Genomic DNA, 18,281 nt, shown 5'->3' with positions numbered 1-18,281 from the left:
GAACTTGAAGAGAGAACATTCCAACCAATATTTCACAGAGGCTCAAAAGCTCTTTCCAGGAGGGGTCAACAGTCCTGTCAGGGCCTTTAAGGCTGTGGGTGGTCATCCGCTTTTTATCGAAAAAGCCAGCGGAGCCTATCTGCATGATGTCGATGGCAACCGCTATATTGACTACGTCCTGTCTTGGGGACCCATGATTTTGGGGCATGCTCCTAAGGATGTGTTGCCGGCAGTTGAGGAATCTATTTGGGAGGGGACCAGCTTTGGTGCTCCGAGTCCCAGAGAAATCGCTCTTGGCCAGCTGGTGCAGGAGCGTCTGCCTTTCATGGAAAGAATGCGGATGGTCAATTCGGGAACGGAAGCGACCATGAGCGCCATTCGGGTAGCACGTGGAGTGACCAAGCGATCTAAAATTGTTAAATTTATCGGCTGCTATCACGGCCACAGTGATTCCTTTTTGGTTCAGGCTGGTTCAGGCTTGGCCAGCTTTGGGATTGCTGATTCTGCCGGAGTCATTGCTCAGGTAGCTGGGGAAACTCTGGCCTTGCCGTACAATGACAAAGATGCTCTCAAGGCTTGCTTTGAAAAGTACGGAGATGACATTGCCTGTGTCATTTTAGAAGCCGTTGCTGGCAATATGGGCTTGATTCCTGCGGATGCGGACTTTATCAGTACTATTCGCTCCCTCACTCAGGAATACGCCTCTCTCTTCATCGTGGACGAGGTCATGAGTGGTTTCCGAGCTCATTATCAGGGGGCAGTCGGCCTCTATCAGACAGAGCCAGATCTGGTCTGCTTGGGCAAGGTTATTGGTGGCGGCTTCCCAGTCGCAGCCTTTGGCGGCAAGGCCGTCTATATGGATCAGGTAGCGCCTCTAGGCAGCATCTACCAGGCTGGTACCTTGTCGGGCAATCCAGTCGCCATGACGGCCGGTTATGAAACCCTGAAACAGCTAACACCGGAGCTCTTTGCTGAGATTGAAGAGAAAACAAGCTACCTCTGTGATGGCTTGCGAAATCTAGCAGACAAGTACAGTATTGATTTGCAAGTCGTATCAAAAGGGACCATGTTTGGCTTCTTCTTCAGTCAGAAGCCGGTTCTTAACTTTGAGGATTCTAAGGCGGCTGACCATGCTCAGTTTGCGCGACTGCACGGTCTCTTGCTGGAAGAGGGCATTTATCTGGCGCCATCTCAGTATGAAACCAACTTTATGTCCAGTGCCCATACTAGAGCGGATCTAGACCAGACCTTGGCAGCCTTTGAGCGGGCATTTCAAGAAATGAAAGAAGAAGCAAATGGCTAAGATTGTGTTAGTGACGGGCGGGGCCAGAAGCGGTAAGTCGGCATTTGCGGAGGAGCAGTTGGCGGACCGAGAACGGGTCTGTTACATTGCGACTGGCCTGCCTCGAGGAGAGGATCCAGAATGGCAGGAGCGGATTCGGTTACACCAAGAACGGCGGCCGGCTTCCTGGACAACTCAGGAACAGTATGCAGGGCTGGCGGACTGGTTGCGAGAACAGTCGCATCCAGTTTACCTGCTGGACTGTGCCACCCTTCTGACCAGCAATCGCCTCTTTGATTTAATTGCTCAGCATTTTCCAGACAAGCTAGAGCTGACCGAGGAGCATTTTCTCAGCCGGCAGGAGCAGTCTTTCCTGCTGCAGCTCTTGGAAGAAGAATGGCAAGAGCTATTGTCTACAATCCTTCAGACAAATGCTGAGTGCTGGATTGTAACGGACGAGGTTGGCCTGGGCATTGTCCCAGAGACCAGACTAGGACGCTTCTTCCGTGATGTGCAAGGCAAGATTAACCAACTGATTGCAAAGGAGGCGAGTGAGGCTTATCTAGTCATCTGTGGCCTCGCTCATCAGTTGAAATGATAAAGGCATTGATTATCTATACCCAATTTTTTAGCCGGATTGTGATTCCAAAGGCAGTGGATATCTCCTACCTGCGACGGGGACTTCCTTTTCTGACCCTCTTTGGTCTCTTGCTGGGTTTGATTTCAGGTGGATTTTATTTCCTGATGAGTCTAGTTCTGCCTGGAATGGTTGCTTGGGTTCTGACCCTTGCTTTCGATGTTCTGCTGACAGGTGGTTTTCACTTAGATGCCTTGGCGGATACGGCGGATGGGCTCTTCTCCTCTCGTAAGAAGGAGCGGATGCTGGAGATTATGAAGGACAGTCGGATTGGCAGCAATGGCGTTCTGGCGCTCATTCTCTACTATGCTCTGATGCTGGTTCTCTACCCTTATCTGCCGGAGCCTCGCTGGTTTATCGTGGCCAGTCTGACCATGATTGGCAAGGCCGGTCTGAGCCTACAGCTTTACCGGATGACCTATGCCAGAGAAGGCGGCGGCTCGGGGAATTTCTTCAGTGGCAGCAAGACTAGTCATATCCTGCTTGCCCAGCTTTTACCTTTGCTCCTGTCTCTGCTGGTTTTCAGCTGGAGAGGCCTTCTGGCTTACGGCTTGGTATTTCTGGGAGCAATTGGCTATCGTCGTTTCGTTTATAATAAAATTGACGGCCACACAGGCGATACGCTAGGGGCCTATGTCGAAATTGCACAGCTCCTCTATCTCTTGGGATTGGTGGTGCTAGGATGAAAAGATGGTATCTGATGCGACATGGTCAGACAGACTACAACCGCAGGCGCTGTTTCTATGGCAGCCATGACGTCTCTATCAACGAGCAAGGCCAAGCGGATGCCAAGCAACTGCGACTTTTGATGCAGGAGCGCACGGTTGATGTGATTTACACCAGTAGTCTCAAGCGGACGCAGGAAACAGCCCAGCTGGCTTTTCCAGACAGGCAAGTCCAGCCCATAGCTGACTTTGACGAGCGGGGCTTTGGACAATGGGAAGGCTTGACAGCTGATGAGATTCAGGCAGCCTTTCCAGAAGTCTGGCAGGCTTGGCTGGAAGCTCCCTTTGAGGTCACGCCTCCTGAGGCAGAAGTTTTCTCAGACTTTCAGACCCGAGTCTGGGCAGCAACGGACCGCTTGCTGGGTAGCGGGGAGGAATCAATCGCTCTAGTGGCTCATTTGGGAGTCCTTCGCTTGATTTACCAGCATTTAGTTGATGGAGAGGCTGTTTTTTGGAACATTGATGTCCCCCAAGGACGAGTGCTGCTCTTGGAAGAGCGGGACCAGACTTGGCAGGCGACCTTACTCTAAGGCTTTATTAATTAAAAACAAACAACAGGATTTATCTTGGGAAAGAGGTGACCAGATGAATACACAGATTCAGGATAAATTTACTTTTAAAAATGGTCAGACCATGCGCAATCGCGTTGTCTTGGCTCCTATGACCATCTGTGCTAGTGAGCCCGGTGGCTATGTATCTCAAGCAGATATTGACTTTTTTGCCCGCCGGTCGAGGTCGGTTGGTATGGTCATTACTGGCAGTACCTATGTTCATCCTCTAGGCAAGTCCTTTGCGGAGAGCTTCAGCGGCGCCGAGGACGATAAGATTGAGGGGCTTAGCCGTCTGGCCAAGGCCATCAAGGACCAAGGGGCTCTGGCTATTGTTCAGCTCTATCATGGTGGTCGTATGGTTCTGCCTGATTTGATTGACGGTCAGCCAGTAGCACCCAGTGCTGTTAAGGCTCCACGCGATTATCTGGCGGAGCCGAGGGCGTTCAAGAATTCTGAAGTAGAGCAGGTGATAGAGGACTTTCTGTCAGCTATTAGACGGGCGCTTCAGGCTGGCTTTGACGGGGTCGAGCTTCATGGCGCCAATACCTATCTGATCCAGCAGTTTGTCTCTCCCCATTCCAATGTCCGTCAGGACAAGTGGGGCGGCAGCCTTAACAACCGCCTGCGCTTTCCAAAGACCTTGCTGAAAAGAGCCAAGCAACTAGTCAAAGAAGAGGCTGACCGCCCCTTCCTGATTGGCTACCGCTTTTCTCCAGAAGAGATTGAAGAGCCAGGTATCCAGCTTTATGACACCCTGCAGTTGCTGGAGCAGCTCATCTATCATCAAGTGGACTATCTGCATATTTCGACCTCTGATGTCTGGCGATTGTCTATCAGAGATTCTCAGGACTCAGAGCCAGTGATTCAGAAAATTATCAAAAAAATTAATGGTAGAGTGCCCCTGATTGGTGTCGGTCAGATAGAGACCAAGCAGGATGCCCAGCGAGTATTGGATGCGGGGATTCCGCTTTTTGCCCTGGGCAAGGCCCTGCTCTTAGACCCCGACTGGGCAGAAAAGGTTGTCTCTGGCCGAGAGGCAGAAGTTATCCGAGCTTATCGCGATGAGTTGCAGGCTGACCTGGCTTTGCCAACTGCCTTTGTCGAAGATGCTAGAAGCTATCTGGAAGGAAAAGATTAAGACAAGCACATCCCCAAGGAGGAAAGAGGATGAGCAATCATTTGTTTTTCACTCGTCTGCTCTCTCATCTTCAGGACATAGAACCACCTTAGACAGAGAGCGAAGCGTATTTAGATTTGACTAGGACAGAACGTCTAAAAGTAGTTTACAAAATAGAAAAGGAATTTGAATATTTTATGAAATATTTAAAAAAAATAATGGTTTTAACCTTGGCAGGCCTAGCCCTAGCTTCCTGTGTAAACCCTAGCAAAACCAGCGAGCCTGCTGGCGATGGTGACAGCAAGACTGTGACTATTGGCTATACACAATTTCCAGAAAATATTGACCCAGCAGCGGAATACAATGGCTGGTTCACGGTCCGTTACGGAGTGGGAGAAACCCTCTTTAAGATGGACGACAAACTTGAGGTGAAACCTTGGTTGGCTGAGAAAATCGAAGCAGTCTCAGACCTAGAGTGGAAAATAACCCTCAAGGATAAGGTTGTCTTCCAAAATGGTGAAAAAATGACCGGTGAAAAGGTCAAAGCTTCTCTAGAACGTCTGGTTGAGAAGAGTGAGCGGGCAGCTGCTGATCTGGGCATTGACAGCATCTCTGCGGAGGGTCAAACCGTGACCATCAAGACAAAGGCTGTGCAACCTATCATGGCGAATCTCTTGGCAGAGCCATACTCCGCCATTGTCGATACGACTGGCAAGAGTGCATCTGACAAGGCTCCTGTCGGAACTGGCCCTTACATGGTGACCAAGTACACTCCTGAGAGCGGAGCAGAGCTCAAGGCTTATGATGACTACTGGGATGGCAAGCCAAAAGTTGCTAATCTGAAGATCAAATACTTCTCTGATCCAACAGCTATTTCTGCAGCCCTCAAGTCTAAGGAAGTTGATGCCGTCTATGGTCTGCCTTATGCAAATCTAAGTACCTACTCTTCCGACAAGAACTACAAAATCTCTGAAGTAGAAGGTTCCCGCTACCTAGCTTATTACTATAACTTTGAAAATCCTTACGTAGCAGATGACAAGTTCCGTCAGGCTTTAGATACCTTGGTAGACAAGAAGACCTACTCTGAATCCCTCTTTAAAGGCTCAGCTGTGCCTGCTGTTGGACCTTTCCCTACTGGCTTCGCCTTTGCCCTACAAAAGAGCGTCCATGAATTTAACGTAGAAAAAGCTAAAAAACTCTTGGATGAGGCTGGCTACAAGGATACTGACGGCGATGGCTACCGTGAAAAAGACGGTCAAAAAGTCAGCATTGAGCTGCTGTCCTTTACTCGTCTGCCTGAAATGCCGCTGGCTGTAGAAGCAAGCCAGCAACAGCTCAAGGAAGTCGGAATCGAAGCGACTATTAAGAAAGTTGAAGTCAGTGCCGTTGCCAGTGAAAAGGACTATGCCTTCACACCTTACGCGGTGGTAGCAGCTCCTATCGGTGATCCATATGCCTTCTTCAACAGTGCCGTTAAGACCAATGGTACAGCCAATATCGGTCACTACAGCAACCCAGAAGCAGACAAGAAAATCGAAGAGTTAGCGACTGAAACTGATCCAGCTAAGCGCAATCAGCTCAGCAAAGAAATCCAAGAAATCATGGATAAGGACTACGGCTTTACTATTATCGGCTTCTTCAAGGTCGCTCTGGTAATGGACAAGTCCGTCTCTGGTCTGGAATCCCATCCGACAGACTACTACCACGTCAGCAACAAACTATCAAAGGAATAAAACATGCTGGAAATAAAAGATCTTCTGGTGCAGTCAGCAGACAAAGTCATTCTCAATCGGGTCTCCCTCTCTCTTGCTGAGGGGGAGTCCCTTTCGATTGTGGGCGAGAGTGGCAGTGGCAAGTCCACCCTGCTCAAGATGCTGCTGGGTCTCCCACTCAGGGGACTGACAGTAGCAGGGGGCAGTATGGTCTTTGAAGGGCAGAAGATTCAGCCCCAAGACCATCGCATTTATCTGCCTTTTGTGGGCCGAGAAGTGGCTTGGATTAGTCAGCATGCCAGTCTCAGCTTCAATAACCGCCGTAAGATCAAAAAGCATTATCAGGACTTAGTGAAAAATCAGGGCCAGCAAGCAGCAAATTTCCGCCCCTTGGAAGAATGCCTAGAGATGGTGGGGCTGTTACCTGAAAAAGTTGTCAATAAGTATCCTTTCGAGCTCAGCGGTGGTATGATGCAGCTAGTCGGTGTAGCGCTAGCTCTAGCCAGCAGACCCAAACTGCTGCTGGCTGATGAGCCGACCAGCGCTCTGGATGTCCTGTCGAAAATGAAGCTGCTTGATCTCTTGAGCCAGCTTCATCAAGAGGAAAACATGGCTATTCTCTTTGTCACACATGATATCAGCGTAGCTGAGCATCTGGCACAAAAAGTAGTCGTCATGAAGGAAGGGCAGATTGTCGAAAGTGGTCCAGCCCATCAAGTTCTTCGCCATCCTGAGCAGGCCTATACCCAGAAATTGCTGAAGGCTGTGCCCAAACTGGCAGAGTTTAGAGAAAGGGAGCAGCTATGAATCAAGTATTGGTCGGTCGCCAGCTGACCTACGAGTACGGTCAGATTGGCGATCGGAGAGTTGGTGTCTTTGATATTGATGTTAGCTTAGAAAAGGGACGAGCTATGGGGTTGGTCGGAGAGTCAGGATCTGGCAAGAGTACCATTGCCAATCTTATCTGCCGCTTTTTAAAGCCGGACCAAGGGGAGCTGACTCTACTGGGCCAGCCAGTCTCTGCCTACAAGGATAGGGACTACTATGCTCGGGTCCAGTATATCGCCCAGCAGCCCCAGTCGACCTTTCATCCCAAGCGCAGCATTCAGCAGAGTCTAGAAGAGGTCTGTCGAAACTTCTCTCTCTATCAGCAGCAGTCAGATAGAAAGCAGGCCATCCATGATTTGCTGAGTTCGGTTGGTCTGACACCTGAGCTTGCCCAACGGCTTCCGCATCAACTGAGCGGAGGAGAATGTCAGCGGGCAGCTATTGCCCGTGCCCTGCTGATTAATCCCGACGTGCTCATCTGCGATGAAATCACCAGTGCTCTGGATGTGACCGTTCAGTATGAAGTCATGCAGCTGCTGGCAGATATTAAGGAGCGCTCGCAGACCTCCTTTCTCTTCATCTCTCATGACATCGCTCTGGTCAGCAATTTTGCGGAAGATTTGGTCGTCCTCAAGGACGGAATCGTGCAGGAGAAAGGCAGCATGCGAGAGGTCGTCTCTGCTCCCAAGAGTGACTATACCAAGCTCTTGCTCAGTCAGTACAGGGAGGATAAAGATGAGGATTAAGCAACAACTAGACTCTATGGCTCCATGCAGCAGCTATCAAGGAAGTCTGTCTATCACGGATGAGCTGGCTATCCAGTACACTCTGCTTAAAGGACAGGCTACCCAGCCCTTGCTGACCATCAGTGCTGCAGTCCATGGCTGCGAGTATGTCGGAGTTAAGGCGCTGATGGACTTGGCGCATGAATGGGACTTTAACTTTCAGGGCTCTGTCCTCCTCCTGCATGCAGTCAATGTCAGCGGCTTCTGGGCTCGGGAGACGACGCTTGTACCTGAGGACGGTCTCAATCTAAACAGGATCTTTCAGGACCAAGGGCCAGTTTCCAGCCTCAGCTATCAGATTCGGTCTGTGATTGAGAGCCAGGTCTTTAGTGTCAGTGACTTCCTCATTGACCTGCACAGTGGTAATCGGGAAGAACTGCTGACACCGCATGGTTACTATTCCCTGCGGGCAAATCCAGAGGTGGTCGAAAAGTCCTATCAGATGCTGCAGGCTTCTGGGACACCGATTATCTATCAATCTCAGGACCGTGGCAATCTTTACCACGCTGCCTCGGTGGACTATGGTTTGCCCAGTATCCTGCTGGAGCAGGGGGAAAACGGCACTTGTCTGCCAGAGGATGTGCTGGCTATGAAAGAGTCAGTCAAGCAAGTCGCCAGCTATCTTTTTGAAGGGACCATGCCCTATTATAAGCAGACACCGCTAATCTTTGACGACAGTTATTATCTATTCTGTCAGAGGTCGGGCTGCTGGATGTGCTTTGTCCGGCCCAATCAAACAGTACAGGCTGGTCAGGTCATCGGCGAAATCTGTGATATTTATGGCAATATTTTAGAAAAGGTGACTGCCAAGGAAGACGGTCTGGTCCTCTACCAGAAAGCGACCTTGGTCGTCCACCAAGGCGAAGTGCTGTTGGCTGTAGCTAGCAAGAAGCCTGGAAGCTACCAGACATATGAAAGGGAGGCGCATGATTAAATTTATTATCAAAACGATTCTGCAATTCGTCCTCATCCTGCTCTGCGTCAGCTTTATCTCCTTTTTACTGGTTTATCTAGCACCGGGAGATCCGGCTGAGAGCATCCTCAACGCTCAGGGCATTCCTTTTACCAAGGAACTGCTGGAAATCAAGCGGGCAGAGATGGGACTGAATGGCAGCTTTATGGAGCAATATCTGGCCTGGCTGGGCAGGATTGTCCATGGTGACTTTGGTGTGACCTATAATTCTGGAGCTTCGGTCTGGGAGCAGCTGGTTTTCTATTTTCCCAATACAGTCTACCTAGCTTTTTATACCCTGCTAGCGACTCTGGGGATTTCCCTGCCGACAGCTCTCTACACATCCTACCATGCTGGAAAGCCAGTTGATCGTTTCCTGATGGCTGGTCTGGCCTTCCTAAATGCCATTCCTAGCTTTGTTATGGGGATTATCTTGATTCTGATTTTTTCCGTTCAGCTGCACTGGTTTCCCATTCAGGCGACAGCCAATGAGCTGGGCTTGGTCTTGCCAGTCATAACATTGGCCATGATCATGTCCACTCGTTATATCCCGCAGCTGCGAACCGCTTTGATAGAAGTGTTGCATTCGCCAGAAGTAGAAGGTGCGCGTGGTCGGGGGATTCGAGAGGGGCATATCCTGCTGCATGATGTGATTTACAATGTTCTGCCCTTTCTCCTGACCTTGGTCAGTCTTTCTCTGGGCTCGCTCTTGGGTGGCGTGGCTATTATCGAGCACCTCTTTTCCTGGCCGGGCATCGGCAAGATGCTGATTGGCGTAGTTGCCAAGCGGGATTATCCCCTCATTCAGGGAGCAGTCCTCTTTATCACAGCTGGGGTCTTGACTGTAAATCTAGTCTTTCAACTGCTTACGGTTTGGCTCAATCCTCGCGTCCGACTGGCTCAGGAAAATCCCAAACTGCTGCCACGCACGAAGAAATTAAAAGCAAGCAAGGAGGGTTCGTATGGATAAGAAAATCAATCGAAAACTCTTGGTTTTGGGCGGCCTTATCATCCTAGCCCTGATCCTATCCTCCTTGGCTCCTCGTCTTTTGGGTGACAGTTTGACCAAGGTCAATCTGGGACAAGCCCTGCAAGGACCAAGCAGCAGTGAGTGGTTCGGAACGGACGCTCTAGGCCGGTCTGTCTTTGCGCGTGCAGTGAGCGGAGGTGCGGAAACAGTCCTGCCAGCCCTGATGATTCTAATGCTGATTGCGGCGGTGGGCTCCTTTATCGGGGTGACCAGCGCCTTCATCGGCGGGAAATTCGACCAGCTCATCTTGCTGGTTATCACGGCTTTTCAGTCTTTCCCATCTATCATTTTGGTCATTGCCATCGTCAGTATCTTGGGCATCGGTCTCCAGCAAACCCTCATCGCTATCTGCTTGACGGCCTGGACCAAGTATGCCTACCTGATGCGCTCCATGACCCTGCAGCTGAAAAATGAACCCTATATCCAGTCCTCGAAAATGTATGGCAATAGTTTTTGGACGACTCTGAAAAACTATTATTTCCCCAGTCTTTTTCCTCAGATTCTGACAACTATGAGCTTTGACATTAGCACCATTATCATGGAAATCGCTGGTCTCAGCTTTGTCGGATTAGGAGCTCAGGCACCGTCACCTGAGTGGGGAGCCATGATTAATGACGGCCGGATTTACATTCAGGAGGCCCCTTGGATTGTGGTCTTCCCTTGTATCTTGCTGATTCTGACCATTCTCCTCTTTACCAAGTTCGGAGACGCTCTGAACAGCAAGTACAACCGCATGAATTGATCATCAAAAAAACATAAACTATAGCCCCTATCTTTTGGGACTGCAATCATAAAAAATATGAATACAAGAAAGTGATTCAATAAAAATGAGAAAAAAATTATTTTTATTAGTTGTCCTCTTGCTGCCTTTATTCCTGGTAGCCTGCCAGCAAAACTCAAATTCTTCCAAACAAGCCAATGAGAAAGACAAACTCACCATGGTCTGGGGAGAGGACTTTGGGGATGTCAATCCTCACCGCTACAATCCAGACCAATTTGTCATTCAGGATATGGTCTATGAAGGCCTAGTCCGCTACGGTGACAATGGTAAAATCGAGCCAGCCTTGGCTGAAAGCTGGGATATCAGCGAAGATGGTAAAACCTATACCTTCAAGCTGAGAAAGGCAAAATTCTCAGACGACTCTGACTTTAACGCAGAAAATGTCAAACGGAATTTCGATACCGTATTTTCAGAGGAAAATAAGAAAAACCACACTTGGTTTGACTTCACCAATCAGCTGGAAAGCTATCGAGTTGTAGATGATCATACTTTTGAGATTAAACTCAAACAAGCCTACAGTGCGACTCTCTATGATTTATCAATGATTCGTCCAATCCGCTTCATAGCTGATGCTGCCTTCCCTGATGGAGACGACACGACCAAGGACAATCTCAAGAAGCCAATCGGAACAGGTCAATGGGTTGTCAAAGACAAGAAGCAAAACGAGTACATTACCTTTACCCGTAACGAAAATTACTGGGGTGAGAAGCCTAAACTGAAAGAAGTAACGGTCAAGATTATTCCAGACCCACAAACCCGTGCTCTTGAGTTTGAGTCTGGCAATGTTGACTTGATCTATGGAAATGGCGTTATCGGTTTGGATAACTTTGCCAAGTATGCCAAGGATGATAAGTACACGACAGACGTATCTCAGCCAATGTCCAGCCGCCTCATGCTCTTGAATGCCAAGCAGGAAATCTTCAAAGACAAGACTGTCCGTCAGGCTATGAACCATGCGGTTGATAAAAAGTCTATCGCGAAAGACATTTTCCGCGGAACAGAAACACCAGCTGATACCATCTTCTCTAAGTCTACACCACACTCTGACGCCAATCTGACTCCCTATGACTACGACATCAAACTGGCTGAAAAGATGCTGGATCAAGCAGGCTGGAAGAAAGGTTCTGACGGTATCCGCGAAAAAGATGGCAAGAAATTAAGCCTAAATGTTCCTTATATTTCTTCTAAGGCGACAGACAAGGACTTGGTTGAGTACTTCCAAGGCGAATGGAAGAAAATCGGAATTGACGTTCAGCTTAAAGCTATGGAAGAAGATGACTACTGGGAAAATGCCAAGACAGGAAACTTTGACCTGATGTTGACGTATTCTTGGGGAGCACCGTGGGATCCACATGCTTGGATGACCGCCCTGACTTCACCAGCAGACCATGGCCACCCAGAAAATGTTTCCCTAGAAGCTCTGCCATCTAAGCCAGAAATTGATAAAATTATCAAGGCAACTCTGGTCGAACCAGACGAGTCAAAAGTTGATGAAGGCTACAAGAAAGTCCTCACCATGCTCCATGATGAAGCTATCTATATCCCTCTGACTTACCAATCCGTTGTTTCCGTTTACCGCAAGGGAGAAATCGAGGGCATGCGCTTTGCTCCAGAAGAAAATGCTTTCCCGCTGCGCTATATTGAGAAAAAATAAAAACTGGCTTCATAACTACAAATTTTAATATAAAGGGAGTAGTGCTGCTGAGTTGAAAAGCTTATCAGCCGCCCCTTTTCTTTTAAGGACTATGAAAAAAGATTTATTTAAAAAAATAGTTTCTTTCCTAGCTGCCCTATTGATGATATCAGTATTGACCTTTCTCTTGGCCAAGCTATCCTCGGCTGATCAAGCAGAAAATTATTTAAGGGTATCTAAGATTCAAGTGACTCCTCAATCCTTGGAAAAGGCCAGAGAATATCTGGGACTCAATCAACCTTGGCCCCAGCAGTATCTAGCTTGGCTGACTAAGGCCCTTCGTGGGGATTTTGGGACGTCTTATCTATTAAAGGTTCCTGTCCTGCCTTTGGTGCTGGAACGTTTCCAGTCGACCCTTTCTCTGGGCTTGACTTCCTTTGGTCTCATTTTGCTTACGTCTATTCCTTTGGGAATTTTTAGTGCAGTCTACAAGGGTTCTCTCTTTGATAAGGTCACTCGTTTTCTATCCTTTTCCAGCGTTTCCATGCCTAGCTTTTGGTTAGGCTACATGCTGATTGTGATTTTTGCTGTTCAGCTCAGATGGCTGCCCGTTTCGGGCAAGCAGGATTTTAGCAGCTTGATTCTTCCTAGTCTGACCCTCAGTATGTCATTGATTGGCCAGTATACCGCTTTGATCCGCAAGGCTGTGCTGGAGCAGATGAACAGTGTCCATGTCGAAAATGCCCTCCTGCGCGGAGTCAGCAAGTTCTTCCTGGTCAAGAATCATCTCTTGAGAAATTCCCTGCCAGCCATTGCGACAGGCCTGAGCCTGACCTTGGTCTATCTCTTGACAGGATCCTTGATTGTCGAAGAAGTCTTCTCCTGGAATGGTGTCGGCTCCCTCTTTGTAGATGCGCTGCAGGCTGTGGATCTGCCCATTATTCAGTGCTGCATGCTTTTATTTGGCCTATTATTCTTGGGAAATAATATTCTAACCCAGCAGCTGCCGCTCTGGATAGACCCTAGAGTCAGAAAAAGGAGGAGCAATGTCTAAACGATTTATTTTTTCAAGTGTCATTTTGCTTGCCCTCTTCATCTGCGCTCTCTTTGCTCCCTATCTATCGAGTTTCGACCCCCAGCATGTGGAGATTTCAAAGAAACTAATGGCACCTGACGCTGTTCATCTGCTGGGAACCGATCAGCTGGGCAGAGATGTCTTGTCTCGTCTGCTGCACGGGGGTCGTTATTCCCTCTTTTTATCCTTGACTATCAGTCTGCTGGAAGTGGTTATCGGTGTGACAGTCGGCTTGCTGATTGGATGGTACCAGGGAAAGGCTGAAGCAACCTTCTTATGGTTTGCAAATGTTATTTCTGCCTTTCCTAGCTTCCTGCTATCGCTAGCTACTGTTGGGATATTGGGGCAAGGAATGACCAATATGATTCTAGCTATTGTCATCATAGAGTGGGTCTACTATGCAAGGGTGACGGCCAATCTGGTCAAGAGTGCCAAAGAGGAAGCCTATGTTATTTCTGCCCAGACTATGGGACTTTCTCAGATTCATATCCTCAAAACTCATATCCTGCCCTTTATCTACAAGCCCATTTTGATTATTGTGCTGATGAATATTGGGAATATCATTCTCATGATTTCTGGCTTTTCCTTTTTGGGTATCGGTGTCCAGCCCAACATTACCGAGTGGGGCATGATGCTGCATGATGCTAGAAGCCATTTTCAAACGGCAACTTGGATGATGCTGGCGCCTGGACTGGCTATCTTTCTGACTGTGGTCGCCTTTAATCTATTTGCCGAATGCTTTGAAGAGAAAGGCTGGAAACAGATATGGAAAAAATAGCTGTAAAGAAACTGACAGCCCAGATTGAGGGAAAGACCATACTGCAGGACATCAGCTTTGAAGTGGAGGCGGGGCAGTCTCTGGTCATCATTGGAGAGAGTGGTTCTGGTAAAAGCCTCTTAACCAAGATATTGATTGGCCAGCTGCCTTCATCCTTGAGCATGCAAGGAGAAGTTCACTATGGCTCCATGTCTCTAGAGCGCAACTCTCTCAAGGACTGGCAGCAGCTGCGGGGGAGACGAGTGGCCTATATGTCTCAAAATCCGATGGCTATGTTCAATCCTTTTCAGACCATTCAAAGTCATTTTTGGGAAACCCTGCGCAGCCATAGCAAGATTTCAAAAAGCGCTTGTCTGGCTAAGGCCATAGCTTCTATGAAAGAAGTCAGACTGGGAGAGCCGGAAGAGCTTTTGAAGAAATATCCTTTTGAGCTCAGCGGCGGTATGCTGCAGCGTGTCATGCTGGCTATCTTGCTTTGCCTAGAGCCAGAGACTATTATTTTGGATGAGCCTACTTCGGCGCTAGATATCCACAATCGCGAGCAGATTATTCTCATCTTAAAGGAGCAGTTAGCTAAAGGAAAGACCCTCATCACAGTGACCCATGATTATCATTTGGCGCAGGAGCTAGGAGGCAAGATGCTTGTCATATATCAGGGGGCTATCATGGAGGAAGGTCCAGTGGACAAGATCCTCGAAAGTCCTTCGCAGACCTATAGCCAAGACCTTATCTTAGGAAATCCATACGAACGGTTGGTGAGACAAGATGCTGGAATGTAGACATGTTTTTAAAAAATTCGATGGTAAAATGGTTGTCAAAGACTGTAACTTCTCCGTCCAGAAGGGTGAAATGATCGGTCTGATGGGCGAGAGCGGCAGTGGCAAGAGCACGCTGGCTAAATTACTGCTTGGCTTAGAAAAGCCCAGTCAGGGCGAAATCCTACTGGATAGCCAGCCCTACTCAGTCAAAAAGTCTGGCGTGAGAATTCTACTGGTCTTTCAAGACTCGCTTCACTCAGTCAATCCGAACTTTACAGTCGAGCAGGTCTTGACAGAGGCCCTGCCTAAGGATGTAGCTAGAGGAGAGATAGAAGCTATTCTAGAAGATGTCGGCTTGGAAAAAAGCTTTCTGAATCAGCCTGCGCGCCAGCTCAGTGGCGGTCAGCTCCAACGGATTTGCATTGCCCGCGGTCTGCTCTTAAAGCCAGATATTCTCATCTTTGATGAGGCTCTAAGTGGCCTGGATCCCATTGTTCAGGGAAGGTTGTTACGCCTCTTATATGATTTGTGGGAGAAATACCAGCTGACCTATCTTTTCATCTCGCATGACTTCAAGCTGAGCTATGCTCTCTGTCATCGTATTTTAGTCATGGCAGACGGGGAAATCGTTGATGAGATAAAGGACTTTGAGCTTCCTATCCAGGCTCATCACCCTGTGACAAAAAAATTAATAGGCGACAAGGGACATTTCAGTTGATGCATGCCCCAGCCAGCTAATCTATTTTAGAATTAAAAATAAAGGAACATATATGAAACGTACTTTTGAAACGAGAAAACTTTACTTCGGCTTTCCAGTCTTCTTTTTAGGCTATAAAGACGATGTGCACGGCTATAATATTTCGACCTCAAGCTCGGTTTATTCCTTGGGCAGCATGATGGTTATTGCCATGCGTACTAAGGGAAATGCCATTACAGAGATTACCAAACACCAGCAATTCACAGTCAATGTCCCTGAGAAGGATTTGACCAAAGAGTCTGAAATTGCTGGCTTCAACAGTCGCAAGGACAAGTTTGCTCTGACCGGTCTCAGCTACACAATCGGCGAGACGGTGGATGCTCCGCTGGTAGACCAATGCCCTGTGTCCATTGAGTGTCAGGTGCTGGATATGGTCGAATGCGGTGCCTTGACCAATGTCATCGCCCGTGTCACTCGGCGCGTGGTTGATGAGGACTTGATTGATGAGAATGATGCTTTCCGCAGCGACCGCTTTTCCCCTATCAGCTACATGGGAGACGGAGATGGCCGGCTTTACCGCTATTTCAGCGACGATTCAGTCAAGATGGGCTCCATTATCAAAGAAATCCGCAAACAAGAAGAAAAATAAAGAAACCGCTGGGATATTTAGGTCTCAGCGGTTTAGTTTTCTATCAAAAGTTTTTCTTCTAGGCCAAATTTCTCTAGAAAACGGTCTTGCTCTTCTTGGATTTGCGGGGTCGGATTTTTGATGCCCATGACCAGTTCTATCATCTCCGGATGGACCTCACGCACCAGCTGACACAGAGCCCAGATAGCTGTAGCGACATGAATCGGATTTTGCCCCTTGTCGATAATTTCCAGCATTTTAGGAATGGCAGAGCGGTCATTGGCATTTGCCAGAGCGATAATGGCATTGCGCTGCAGGATATTTTTCCCCCGCCAGCTGCCGGCCACATGACCGAATTTCTCTTTAAACTGACCGTTGGAAAGCTCCAAGAAAGGCAGGAGTTCTGGATGAGAAAGGTCGGGGTCAATCTCTGTCGCCAGAGGATTGTCCAAACCTTTATTGTAAGGGCAGCAAATTTGGCAGATATCACAGCCATAGATGACCGTTTTAATCTTCTTGCGAAATTCCAAATCCATGACGCCCTTGTCCTGAGTCTGAAAGGACAGACAGCGCTTGGCATTCATGCTGCCATCGCCAATCAGGCAGGAAGTAGGGCAGGCTGTCACGCAGCGGTTGCAGTCTCCACAGCCGTAGTCGACAGGCTGATCAGGCTCGATGTCCAGATTGGTAATGAGCTCTCCTAAAAACATATAAGAACCAAATTCCTTGGAGATGACCAAGCCGTTCTTGCCGATAAAGCCGATTCCTGCTCTCTGGGCTACAGCAGTATCGACCAAGGCGCCCGTGTCCACCATGCCCTTGTATTCAAAGTCAGCGGTCAGCTCTTCGATTCCCTTGGCAAGCCGGTCCAGCTTGTCCTGCAGGACATAGTGGTAGTCTAATCCCCAGCTGTTGGGGGTGAATTTGCCCCGCTTGTAGGCCGTTTTCTGAGGCTGTTGCTTGAGCTTGTGGGGGTAGGCGACTGCGATAGAGATGATGGTCTTGGCTGAAGCTAGACTCAGCTTAGGCTTAATCCGCTCCTCAATGTTCTTATGTTCAAATCCTGAATTTCGTCCTTCTTCTACAGCCAAGCGCAGCGACTTCTCCAGATAGTCAAAATCATCCGCTGTCGTAAAGCCAATCTTAGAAATCCCAATTTCTTTTGCTAAGTTAATAATGTCTTCTTTGATGTTCATTGTTTCTATTATAGCGGAAAAATGCCAACTTGGCGAATGATTGAGAAAGGTATCTATACTTTATTGATATACCAATATTTTATAAGACTTCCTTAGCCTATATACTGTATGATATAATGAAATATGGAATTTTTTTATAGAAAGTTCCGAAAAGTTTAGGGAATTTTTTTAATAAATGGGAGTTATAATATGAAAAAGAGATATTATGAATTTTTGAATGTTCTTGTTACGGATTGTAATCCAATCAGAAACTTAGATTTTTATAAGGCTGGTTTAGTTGAGTTATTTTTCATCTCACTGGTATTTATCGTTTCTATTTTCTTACGTGGTGAGATGCATGAGCGGAGCATGATGGTCATGCAGTTTACTATTGGGCACATCGCTATCTTGTTGCTAGCCTTCTTATTGTTCCAAAAGTTTTTTGATACCAAGGTACTGCAGGTCGTTCCGACTAGCTCTTACCTATTTCTTCATTTTGAATTGCTTTTTTGGGGTTCCATCTTTTTTGGTGAGAACTACTTAGCATTTTTTATGATTTTTATCATACTCAGCTTGTCTTATCAGCTGATCAATTTGCTCTATCAGATGGTGATCGTTTCAAAATTGAGATATTTTGAACAGAAACAAAAGATCAACATTTTGCAGATTCACGCCATCGTCCTGTGCTGCCTGTCAGCAGCAGTAGCAGTCATCACTCGCCTGTTTATGCTGTCAGGAATCTATATGATTATTGCATTAGTAGGCTTGAGCATTGCATTGACGCCCTTGTATCTATTGGGCTATGCACAAGTTTTCACAGGCTGGAGAAATCAAGTGCCTGATAAATGGTAGAATTGAAGGGGGATTGTCGAAGAAACGATTTCCCTTTTTTTATTAAGAGTGAAGAAGTAAATGTCAATGCATCCGCTATAACTGGATTGTTTATCAAGAAACATTTAAAATGGATAATAATTATACTGAGATGTTTAGAAGAAACAAAAATATCAATTCAGGAGTTGCGAAATGAATAAAAGATAATAAGACTTTTTAAATATGATTATTATAGATTATTCAAGTTGCCAACAGCTTATGATATAATTTCTTAGCTGTCTCTTGTTATTGGGCTTCTTTTCGTTG

General features: G+C 47.5%; 19 protein-coding genes. 18 read left to right on the top strand and 1 reads right to left on the bottom strand.

Annotated features, from left to right (window positions below; genetic code table 11):
• Window positions 1-4: 4 nt before the first annotated feature.
• The 17 genes from hemL (at window position 5) to O3620_RS02585 (ending at window position 15,990) form a co-directional block, all read left to right on the top strand.
• Window positions 5-1,303 carry a glutamate-1-semialdehyde 2,1-aminomutase gene (hemL, locus tag O3620_RS02665; protein ID WP_371601402.1) on the top strand — a complete coding sequence of 433 codons (1,299 nt, stop codon included), beginning with the start codon at window positions 5-7 and terminating at the stop codon, window positions 1,301-1,303.
• Window positions 1,296-1,880, top strand: coding sequence for a bifunctional adenosylcobinamide kinase/adenosylcobinamide-phosphate guanylyltransferase (gene cobU, locus O3620_RS02660; protein WP_371601401.1), 585 nt, complete (start codon window positions 1,296-1,298; stop codon window positions 1,878-1,880). Before hemL ends, cobU begins: the two co-directional genes overlap by 8 nt.
• Window positions 1,877-2,605: an adenosylcobinamide-GDP ribazoletransferase gene (gene cobS / locus O3620_RS02655; RefSeq protein WP_002922141.1), complete on the top strand. Its 729-nt coding sequence runs from the start codon at window positions 1,877-1,879 to the stop codon at window positions 2,603-2,605. The genes cobU and cobS overlap by 4 nt, the downstream gene beginning before the upstream one ends.
• Window positions 2,602-3,174, top strand: a complete 573-nt coding sequence (locus tag O3620_RS02650) for a histidine phosphatase family protein (RefSeq protein ID WP_371601400.1) — start codon at window positions 2,602-2,604, stop codon at window positions 3,172-3,174. Before cobS ends, O3620_RS02650 begins: the two co-directional genes overlap by 4 nt.
• Window positions 3,175-3,229: 55 nt before the next feature.
• On the top strand, window positions 3,230-4,333 hold the full coding sequence (locus O3620_RS02645; protein WP_371601399.1) for an NADH-dependent flavin oxidoreductase: 1,104 nt from the start codon (window positions 3,230-3,232) through the stop codon (window positions 4,331-4,333).
• A gap of 116 nt (window positions 4,334-4,449) precedes the next feature.
• Window positions 4,450-6,045 (top strand): ABC transporter substrate-binding protein, encoded by a 1,596-nt coding sequence (locus O3620_RS02640; protein ID WP_371601398.1) that lies wholly within the window; start codon window positions 4,450-4,452, stop codon window positions 6,043-6,045.
• Between the two features lie 3 nt (window positions 6,046-6,048).
• A complete protein-coding gene (locus O3620_RS02635; protein WP_371601397.1) occupies window positions 6,049-6,831 on the top strand; it encodes an ATP-binding cassette domain-containing protein in 783 nt (260 codons plus the stop codon).
• On the top strand, window positions 6,828-7,598 hold the full coding sequence (locus O3620_RS02630; protein ID WP_125336452.1) for an ABC transporter ATP-binding protein: 771 nt from the start codon (window positions 6,828-6,830) through the stop codon (window positions 7,596-7,598). Before O3620_RS02635 ends, O3620_RS02630 begins: the two co-directional genes overlap by 4 nt.
• Complete coding sequence (locus tag O3620_RS02625) at window positions 7,588-8,571, top strand: M14 family metallopeptidase (RefSeq protein ID WP_371601396.1); 984 nt, start codon at window positions 7,588-7,590, stop codon at window positions 8,569-8,571. Before O3620_RS02630 ends, O3620_RS02625 begins: the two co-directional genes overlap by 11 nt.
• Entirely contained in the window at window positions 8,564-9,559 is a 996-nt protein-coding gene (locus O3620_RS02620) for an ABC transporter permease (RefSeq protein WP_002902484.1), read from the top strand. The genes O3620_RS02625 and O3620_RS02620 overlap by 8 nt, the downstream gene beginning before the upstream one ends.
• Window positions 9,552-10,361 (top strand): ABC transporter permease, encoded by an 810-nt coding sequence (locus tag O3620_RS02615; RefSeq protein WP_002902485.1) that lies wholly within the window; start codon window positions 9,552-9,554, stop codon window positions 10,359-10,361. The genes O3620_RS02620 and O3620_RS02615 overlap by 8 nt, the downstream gene beginning before the upstream one ends.
• Before the next feature lie 85 nt (window positions 10,362-10,446).
• The gene (nikA, locus tag O3620_RS02610) at window positions 10,447-12,054 is read left to right on the top strand and encodes a nickel ABC transporter substrate-binding protein (RefSeq protein WP_002902487.1); all 1,608 of its coding nucleotides are present in this window, start codon (window positions 10,447-10,449) and stop codon (window positions 12,052-12,054) included.
• A 91-nt stretch (window positions 12,055-12,145) separates the two neighbouring features.
• The gene (locus O3620_RS02605) at window positions 12,146-13,087 is read left to right on the top strand and encodes an ABC transporter permease (protein ID WP_002919563.1); all 942 of its coding nucleotides are present in this window, start codon (window positions 12,146-12,148) and stop codon (window positions 13,085-13,087) included.
• The gene (locus O3620_RS02600) at window positions 13,080-13,886 is read left to right on the top strand and encodes an ABC transporter permease (RefSeq protein ID WP_002911839.1); all 807 of its coding nucleotides are present in this window, start codon (window positions 13,080-13,082) and stop codon (window positions 13,884-13,886) included. The genes O3620_RS02605 and O3620_RS02600 overlap by 8 nt, the downstream gene beginning before the upstream one ends.
• Complete coding sequence (locus tag O3620_RS02595) at window positions 13,874-14,665, top strand: ABC transporter ATP-binding protein (protein ID WP_002919562.1); 792 nt, start codon at window positions 13,874-13,876, stop codon at window positions 14,663-14,665. Before O3620_RS02600 ends, O3620_RS02595 begins: the two co-directional genes overlap by 13 nt.
• Window positions 14,652-15,362, top strand: a complete 711-nt coding sequence (locus O3620_RS02590) for an ABC transporter ATP-binding protein (RefSeq protein WP_002919561.1) — start codon at window positions 14,652-14,654, stop codon at window positions 15,360-15,362. Before O3620_RS02595 ends, O3620_RS02590 begins: the two co-directional genes overlap by 14 nt.
• Window positions 15,363-15,414: 52 nt before the next feature.
• Window positions 15,415-15,990, top strand: coding sequence for a flavin reductase family protein (locus tag O3620_RS02585; protein ID WP_002919560.1), 576 nt, complete (start codon window positions 15,415-15,417; stop codon window positions 15,988-15,990).
• Window positions 15,991-16,022: 32 nt separating this feature from the next.
• On the opposite strand, the gene queG is transcribed toward O3620_RS02585, so the two are convergent.
• Complete coding sequence (gene queG, locus O3620_RS02580; RefSeq protein WP_002919559.1) at window positions 16,023-17,165, bottom strand: tRNA epoxyqueuosine(34) reductase QueG; 1,143 nt, start codon at window positions 17,163-17,165, stop codon at window positions 16,023-16,025.
• Between the two features lie 189 nt (window positions 17,166-17,354).
• On the opposite strand from queG, the gene O3620_RS02575 reads away from it, so the two are divergent.
• Window positions 17,355-17,996, top strand: coding sequence for a hypothetical protein (locus tag O3620_RS02575; RefSeq protein ID WP_002919557.1), 642 nt, complete (start codon window positions 17,355-17,357; stop codon window positions 17,994-17,996).
• Window positions 17,997-18,281 lie beyond the last annotated feature (285 nt).

It is taken from the genome of Streptococcus sp. 27098_8_134, from assembly GCF_041431675.1.
Classification (GTDB): domain Bacteria; phylum Bacillota; class Bacilli; order Lactobacillales; family Streptococcaceae; genus Streptococcus; species Streptococcus sanguinis_R.
Note: the sequence above shows the minus strand (reverse complement) of the source record. Positions and strands in the feature narration are given on the sequence as shown.